This window comes from Synechococcus sp. CS-1332 (assembly GCF_025127995.1).
In the GTDB taxonomy this organism is placed as follows: domain Bacteria; phylum Cyanobacteriota; class Cyanobacteriia; order PCC-6307; family Cyanobiaceae; genus Cyanobium.
This window is the reverse complement of record NZ_JAHLYP010000007.1, coordinates 1-7896: the sequence shown is the minus strand read 5'-3', so window position 1 is coordinate 7896 and position 7896 is coordinate 1. Positions and strand designations below refer to the sequence as shown.

The following is a 7896-nucleotide window of genomic DNA, read 5'->3' as shown; positions in this document are numbered from 1 at the left end:
CCGCCCCCGGGCCGGGGCCCCGGCCCAGGGGAACGGCCTCGGCCGGGCTCCGCCAGGCCACGCCGATCGGCAGCTCCGGTGCCGCCAGCAGCGGCAGGGGGGGAGGCGTGAAGGGCGGCAACGGCTGTCCGCCGATGGCCCGGCGCAGGTCCTGCAGCAGGCGCGGCAGGCGCCGCTCCAGGCCCCGGGGCGGATTCAGTCCCAGGCAGAAGGTGAGGGCGCCGGGTTCCGGCAGCTCCGCGATCACCCCCCGCTGCAGCAGCCAGGTGTCGGCCTCCAGACCGTTGATCCCCAGAGGGGCCGTGGCTAGCACCAGGCGCAGGGGATCTCCGTTGGCGACCAGCGGCAGGCCGAGGACCTCCAGCCTCTGGGCCAGCCGGGTGGCCCTGGCCTCGGCCCGGCGGCGCTGGCGAGCGCCAGCATCGCTGGCGGCATGGTCCAGGGCTGCCGCCGTTGAGGCCAGCAGCAGGGCGCTGGGGCTGGAGGTCTGCAGCCACAGCAGGGCCCGCTCGATGGCCGCCGGTGCCACCCGGTCGCCCTGGGCCAGCAGGGCCGCGCTCTGGGCCAGACCGCTGCCGCTCTTCTGCACGGAGAGCACCACCAGATCGGCGCCGGCCCCCAGGGCCTCGCCGCCGCCGTGGGCCTGGTCCACCAGCACCGGCAGACCGGCCCGGTGGGCCAGGGCCACCAGGGCCGGCAGGTCGGCCGCCAGCCCCTGGTAGGTGGGATCCACCAGCACCAGGGCCGCCACGGGCGCGCCTGGCAGGGCGGCGGCTGCCTCCAGCACCCGCTCCAGCCGCCGGGGCTCCGGCGGCCGCCACAGGCCGGTGAGCGGATCGCTTGTCAGGTCGTAAAGGAGCGGCTCGAACCCGCCCAGCACGCAGCCGTGCAGCAGGCTGCGGTGCAGGTTGCGGGGCAGCAGCACCCGGGACCCCGGCGGGCAGAGGGCGAGCAGGGCCGCCTGGAGCAGCCCCGAGGCTCCGTTCACCCCGAACCAGCAGCGCTCCGCCCCCAGCAGGGCCGCTGCCCGCCGCTGGGCTTCGGCCACCGTTCCCTCCGGCTCGAGGGGCCCGCCGAAGTCGGGCAGTTCCGGCAGATCCCAGCTCCCCGGTGGCTGGCGCAGCAACCGGCGCAGGCCGGGGGCCAGGGCCCGGCCCCGGCCATGGGCCGGCAGGTGCAGGGCCAGCGGCACTGACCGCCAGAAGGGGCCCATGGACCAGGGAACACAGTTCCTAGAGTCTGCCCACCGTTGCGGCAGGACCCTGGCAGAGGTCGTCATTCCCACCCCCACCTACCAGCCCAACGAGGATTTTCGCTGGCTGCTGCTGCGGCCGTGGATTCTTGTGAGCCGGCTGATCGTGGTGATCTGGCGGCTGGCGGGGCTGGGCCTGCGGCTGGCGGTTCAGTCCAGCAGCACCGATGCCCGGGTGCAGCAGCGGCTGGCCCGCGCCATCCTCGAGACCCTCAACGACCTGGGACCCTGCTTCATCAAGGTGGGGCAGGCCCTCTCCACCCGTCCCGACCTGGTGCGGCGCGACTGGCTGGAGGAACTGGCCCGGCTCCAGGACGATCTGCCCCCCTTCTCCCATGCGGTCGCCCTGGCGCTGATCGAGCAGGAGCTGGGGGCCCCCGCCCACCAGCTCTACGAGGAGTTTCCCGATTACCCCATGGCGGCGGCCAGCCTGGGGCAGGTGTACCGGGCCCGTCTGGCCGAGGGCCACTGGGTGGCCGTGAAGGTGCAGCGGCCCGATCTGCCCTTCGTGCTGCGTCGCGACCTGGTCATCATCCGCTCGCTGGCGGTGCTGGCGGCCCCGTTCCTGCCCCTGAATCTGGGCTTCGGCCTTGGGGCGATCATCGATGAGTTCGGCTCCACCCTGTTTGAGGAGATCGACTACCGGCGCGAGGCCGACAACGCCGAACGCTTCGCCACCCTGTTCCAGGACCATCCCGAGGTGACCGTTCCGGCGGTGGTGCGCAGCCTCAGCAGTCGCCGGGTGCTGACCACCAGCTGGATCAACGGCACCAAGCTGCAGAGCCGCCGTGAGCTGGAGGCCCACCACCTGGATCCGGCGGCCCTGATCCGCACCGGGGTGATCGCCGGGCTGCAGCAGTTGCTCGAGTTCGGGTACTTCCATGCCGACCCCCATCCGGGCAACCTGTTCGCCCTGCCGGGCAAGACCAATGGCCTGGGCCATGTGGCCTACGTCGACTTCGGCATGATGGATTCGCTCAGCGACTCCGACCGCCTCACCCTCACCGGCGCGGTGGTGCATCTGATCAACCGGGATTTCGACGCCCTGGCCCGCGACTTCGTGGTGCTCGGCTTCCTCAACCCCACCACCCCCCTGGGGCCGATCGTGCCGGCGCTCGAGGAAGTGCTCGGTGGCGCCCTGGGGGAGAACGTGGGCAGCTTCAACTTCAAGGCGATCACCGATCGCTTCTCGGAGCTGATGTACGACTACCCCTTCCGGGTGCCGGCCCGCTTCGCCCTGATCATCCGGGCTGTGGTGAGCCAGGAGGGGTTGGCGATGCGCCTTGACCCGGACTTCCGCATCATCCGGGTGGCCTACCCCTACGTGGCCCGGCGCCTGCTGGCCGGCGACACCGCCGAGATGCGCGAGAAGTTGCTGGAGGTGATCTTCGACAAGGAGGGGCGCCTAAGGGTGGAGCGGCTGGAGAACCTGCTGGCGGTGGTGGAGAACGGCACCACGTCCACCGACCTGCTGCCGGTGGCGCGTGACGGCCTGCGGCTGCTGCTGGGCAAGGAGGGCTCCAGCCTGCGCCAGCGGCTGCTGCTGAGTCTGGTGAGCCACGACCGGCTGCACACCGACGATCTCCAGGCGCTGCTGGGGCTGATGGGCCGCACCTTCTCGGCCCGCAAGCTGGCCACGGGCCTGTTGGCCCGCCTGAATCCGCTCGCCGCCTGAGGCCCCACGGGTGCGCTGAGCGTCGGGCCAGGCGAAGCTGGGTCGCGAACCTGCCTCCTGCGGCCCCTTGACCGAGGCTCTGCTGCTCATCGCCCTCCTGCTGCTCCTGGCCGGGTGGATCCTGCAGACCCTGTCGATGGAGCGCCGCCTCAGGCGTCTGGAGCGGCACAGCGCCTCCCTCAGCCAGCGCTTCTTCGCCCTCTCGCTCTGGAGCGAGGCCCTCGAGAAGCGCCTGGCGGGTGAACCCTGGCCCGGCCAGTCGGGAATCGCGCCGGAGCAGGAGCCTGCGGCGTTGGCGCCGGCCCCACCCCCAGCCCCAACCCCGGCCTCAGACGCTGCAGTGGCGCCCGTGCCCGTGGCACCGCTGCGGCCGGCCACCAGGGGCGCGACCAGACCCTGGAAGCGGATCGAGCGTCTGCTGGTGGAGAACTGGAGCGGCCTGCTCGGCGTGCTCGTGGTGGTGGCCGGCGTCACCTTCATCACGATCCATGCGGGGTTGCGTCTGGAGGCCAGGGAGCGGTTCCTGGTGGCCCTGCTGGCGGGTGGGCTCCTGGCCCTGCCCTCACTGCTGTGGGGCCGGCGACAGCGCTGGCGGGATCTCACCGACGGCATGCGCAGCGGAGGGGGCGCCCTGGTCCTGTTCGCCTGTGCCGCCGCCGGTGGATTGCCCCAGCTCGGGCTGCAGTGGGTGGAGGAGCCAGCCCAGGCCCTGGCCCTGCTGGTTGGTGGCATCGCCGTCAACCTTGGCCTGGCCGCCATCGCCCGCACCGCCACGATCGCCTCGCTGCACGTGGCCGTGAGCCTGGTGCCTCTGGCGATCGCTCCCCAGGGTGGCCCGGCCCTGGCGATCGCCACGGCCATCGCCCTGGTGGGCTCGGAGCTGCCCCTGCGGCATCGCTGGCAGCGGCACCGCTTGGTGGTGAGCTGGGTCTATGGCCTGTTTCAGGTCGGATGGTTTCTGGCCAATGGCCCGGCGCTGGCCGTCTCCAGCGCCCTGACAACCGGCGCCGCCCTGGCGGCGGTGCTGGTGTTCGGCTTGGGACTGCTGCGGCTGCACCGGCCGGGGGCCGCGCCGCCCCGGCTGCAGGCCTTGCCCGTGGCTTTGCTGCTGAGCCTCTGGGCCGGTCTCGGCCTTGCCCTGCTGCTCTATCCCCGTGAGGCGGCCGTGAGGGCCATGGCGCTGATGCTCAGCGCCGCCGTGGCCCTGCTGCTGGGGCGCAACGCCCGGCGTCTTGGCCCGAGATGGTTGGCCCTCGCCGATGCGCTGGTGGGGCAGACCCTGGTGCTGACCGCCCTGTTCAGCCTGGCGCCCCTGATCGCGGATGGGCCGTTGCTGGTCGGTGTGGTGCTGCTGGAGTGCTTGCTGTTCCTGGGTCTAGCGGTGCGGGAGGGCTCCGAGCCCCTGCGCCGCATCGGCTGGTGGCTCAGTGCCTCGGCCAGCCTGCTGCTGGCGATCACGGGCCTGGTGGCGGCGCTGCTGAGCAGCGACCCGGTGGCCCAGCTCCAGGCCGGCGCCGTGCTCACCGGCGGGGCCGCCCTGACGGCCGGGATGCAGGTGCTGCTGCAGCGCCGTGGGGTGCCGCTGCCCCTGCCGCCCCTGCTGGGCTGGCTGGCCGGCGCCCTGATCGCCGTGGGGCCGGCGCTGGTGGTGCCGGAGGACTGGCGCTCCCCCTTGAGCCTGGTGGTGATGGGGGCGTTCCTGGTGGCGGCCAGGCGCTGGCGCCCACCGGGCCTGCTGCTGGGCGTCAGCGTTGCCATCGGAGCGGCCCACGGCTTCGGCTGGCTGGCGCTGCTGGCCCAGGCCCCCTGGCCGTCCCTGGACCTGCTCGCTCGCCTGCTGCCCCTGGGGCTCCTGGCGTTGTTATTGATGGTGTCCGGGGGCGGCAGCCGCCAGCAGTGCCTTGGCCTTGGCCTGCTGGGCTTCGATGTGGGACTGGGGGCCCTGTGGCTGCTCGAGCCGATCTCGCCGTTGCTGCCCGGGGTGGCCTGGCTGCTGCTGGCCGCCGGAGCCCTGGCCATCACCCACCGGCTGCGGGGGGCGGCCGTACGGGTTGGGCTGGTGCTGTCCCTGGTGTACTTAGCCGGTTTCGGCGTCGCCTATCTGTTGGTGATCGGGCCCAGCCAGGAGCTGGTGACGCTTGGGGCCCTGCAACTGCGGGGCCGCTGGCTGATCGAGCTGCTGGCGATCGCCGTGTGTCTGCACGGCTGGTTCTTCCGGGCGGGAGCTGACCTGGCGCGGCTGCGGACCTGGCAGGTGGTGCAGCCCTGTTTCCTGGAGGGCGCCCTTCTGGGCGTGGGGCTGACGCTCCAAGGCGAGATCACCGCTCCCTGGCGACCGGTGGCCTGGTCCCTGCTGGCCCTGGTGCTGGTCTGCCCGGTGCTGGTGCGGCTGTTCGCCATCCGCCTGCAGGCCTACGGCGTGGTCGTCTACTGGCTCTCGGTGCTGGCGCTGGTGCACACCCTTGGGGGCGGCCTGTCCCCTTTCCCCCCGGTCAGCGGCACCGCCCAGGCCGCCGGGGTGGTGGCGATCGCCCTGCAGACGGCCTTCGTCGTGGCGTCCCACCGTTGGCTCGACCTGGAACAACTGGCCCAGCCAGGTGGATGGCCGGTTCTGGTCTGGATCGGAGCGCGGGTGGCGCAGCGCCGCAACCTCTGGCTGTATTACCCCCTGTTCGTCGCCGTGGCCCTCGTGCTGGCCAGCGGTTACGACCGTGCCCTGTTGACACTCCTGTGGACCGGCGAAGCCTTCGCCATCTACCTGCTCGGCGTGGTGCTGCGGGAGCCCCAGTTCCGGCTGGTGGCCCTGGTGGGCCTGGGGGCCTGCCTGCTGCGCTTGCTGGCCATCGACATGGCCCAGGCGGACCTGGGTCTGCGGGGCCTGGTGTTCATCGGCGTGGGGCTGCTGCTGCTGGCCTTGAACGCCATCGTCCATCGGTTCCGGAGTCGATTCAGCTGAGGGGGCGGCATTGGCGCCTAGGGTCGGGCGCAATCGCCTGCCTGACTCCCTGCCGTGACCCAGCTGCTGGCCGCCCTCTCGACTGCTCCGGTGACCCTGCAGCAGGCGGGGCTCGACCAGGCCAGCGGCGATTTCGGCGATCTGGATGCCCTGGAGATCCTGCTGGAGTACGCCCCTCTCACCTATCCGCCCTATGTGCTGGCCGGGATCGGCCTGGCCATGGCCGTTCTGTGCGGACTCACCTTTGCCAAGATGATCCAGAATCGGCTGGAAGGCTGGAAGCAGGACAGGCTGGCCCTGCTGCCGATCTCCAACCTGGAAACGACCCTGCCCTACGGGGGCTTGGTGATCGGTGTGACCCTGTTCATCGGTGCCAGCCTGCAGGTGTTCGGCTTTGCCGCCGGCGCGGCCCTGCTGGTGGCCTTCGTGCTGTCGCTGCTCACCGGTGGCGCCCTGTGGGTTCAGCTGGAGCGGCTGATGGCCCAGGTGCAGGACGGCACCTTCCGTGCGGTCGACTTCGATAACTTCGACCAGTTTTTCTGATCACCCAGTGCGGGTTGCCGTCACCCACCCGCCGGCAAGGCCTCGTAACGTTATGAAATATCGCAACACGGCCATGGAAGCCTCCCTTTCGATCAACCGCCAGTTCTCGATCGCCGTTCACTCCCGCGCCATCGACAGCTGCGAGGACATTCAAGAATTGCGGAAGGTCGCCAAGACCCTCCTCTCCGCCTGGCAGCACCAGGCCGAATTCAGCGAGCATTACGGCGCCCAGCTGCTCGGCATCCGCAAGTAGCTCGACGCCGTCAGGGTATTTCGTCTTCTTTGACGTCTAAGCAGGGGCCAGGACCCGTACCCCTTCGCCGCCAAAGCTTCAGCCCCAGTCCGCCCCAGAACAGACTCCAGATCACGAAGGTAACCAGGGTTCCCACCTGTCCCCCTTCGAGGTTGTAGACCCCTGCCCCTATCAGCCCGGCATCGATCAGCGAGCCGCCGACACCCCACACGAGAACCCAAAGCGCCACCAAGGCTAGGGCCGACCACTGCTCCTTCATGCATCGCCCTGCGCAACGGCCCCAGCCTGCCAGCCCAGCCAGGCTGTACGCTTCTGTTGATTCAAAGATTTCTCTTCTCCGGCGAGTGACAACGTCCTGTAAGGGCTATCGACGAATCTGTTCATAATTGTTTCTTTGTTCATGACGATTTACGTTGGAAATCTCTCCTTCGATGCGGAGGTAGACGATCTCAACCATCTGTTTGCGCAGTATGGAGCGCTGCGTAACTGCAGCTTGCCCCTCGACCGGGAAACCGGCCGTAAGCGCGGCTTTGCCTTCGTCGAAATGGCCAATGAGGCCGATGAAACCAAGGCCATCGACGATCTTCAGGACGTCGAGTGGATGGGTCGCATGATCCGGGTCAACAAGGCCCAGCCACGCACCGGTGGTGGCGGCGGCGGTGGCGCTGGCGGCGCTGGTGGCCGTCCCCGCTACTGAAGCGAAACCGAATCTGTTGATTGGAAAGGCCCCCGATGTCGGGGGCTTTTTTGTTTGTCTAGGGCCGGCTCAGGCCACCAGATAGGCCTCTAGCGAGCGGGAGTGGTGGCGAATGCCTTCGAGGGCACGCCGTTCCAGATTGCGGGTCTTGTCGCGGCTCATCCCCAGGGTGCGGGCGATGCCGGTGAGACTCATCGGCTCCTCGCCATCGATGCCGTAGCGCATCTTCAGCACCCGGCCCTGCAGGTCAGGCAGCTGCTCCAGCAGCGCCCGCAGGTCGCCCTTGAGGCACTCCCCATCCACCAGCTCAGACGGCAGCAGGTCGTCTCCCGACAACAGATCCAGCAGCTCGGTGTCCTCGCCATCGCCCACTTTCGTTTCCAGGCTCACCGGCTGGCGGGCGCGGCAGAGCAGGTCTTTGACCTCCTCTTCGGGCAGCTCCACCGCCACCGCCAGTTCGCTCAGGGTGGGGGTGCGGCCCAGCTCCTGGCTCAGCTCTCGCTGGCCCTTCTTGAGCTTG

Annotated in this window: 7 protein-coding genes; 5 read left to right on the top strand and 2 right to left on the bottom strand. The window is 70.0% G+C overall.

The window, feature by feature from the left end:
- A partial coding sequence (locus tag KQ305_RS01000; protein ID WP_259723594.1) for an aminotransferase class I/II-fold pyridoxal phosphate-dependent enzyme occupies positions 1-1213 on the bottom strand: 1213 nt, incomplete at its 3' end.
- Here KQ305_RS01000 and KQ305_RS00995 point away from each other — a divergent pair.
- The 5 genes from KQ305_RS00995 (at position 1212) to KQ305_RS00975 (ending at position 7376) form a co-directional block, all read left to right on the top strand.
- A complete protein-coding gene (locus KQ305_RS00995; RefSeq protein ID WP_259723593.1) occupies positions 1212-2927 on the top strand; it encodes an AarF/ABC1/UbiB kinase family protein in 1716 nt (571 codons plus the stop codon). The two genes, KQ305_RS01000 and KQ305_RS00995, sit on opposite strands and share 2 nt — an antisense overlap.
- Positions 2928-2994: 67 nt before the next feature.
- Entirely contained in the window at positions 2995-5883 is a 2889-nt protein-coding gene (locus tag KQ305_RS00990; RefSeq protein ID WP_259723592.1) for a hypothetical protein, read from the top strand.
- A 54-nt stretch (positions 5884-5937) separates the two neighbouring features.
- Positions 5938-6426 (top strand): hypothetical protein, encoded by a 489-nt coding sequence (locus KQ305_RS00985; RefSeq protein WP_259723591.1) that lies wholly within the window; start codon positions 5938-5940, stop codon positions 6424-6426.
- Between the two features lie 52 nt (positions 6427-6478).
- Positions 6479-6679, top strand: coding sequence for a hypothetical protein (locus tag KQ305_RS00980; RefSeq protein WP_259723590.1), 201 nt, complete (start codon positions 6479-6481; stop codon positions 6677-6679).
- A gap of 400 nt (positions 6680-7079) precedes the next feature.
- Positions 7080-7376 (top strand): RNA-binding protein, encoded by a 297-nt coding sequence (locus KQ305_RS00975; RefSeq protein WP_259723589.1) that lies wholly within the window; start codon positions 7080-7082, stop codon positions 7374-7376.
- A 69-nt stretch (positions 7377-7445) separates the two neighbouring features.
- Here the strand turns inward: KQ305_RS00975 and KQ305_RS00970 are convergent.
- A partial coding sequence (locus tag KQ305_RS00970; protein ID WP_311134302.1) for a sigma-70 domain-containing protein occupies positions 7446-7896 on the bottom strand: 451 nt, incomplete at its 5' end.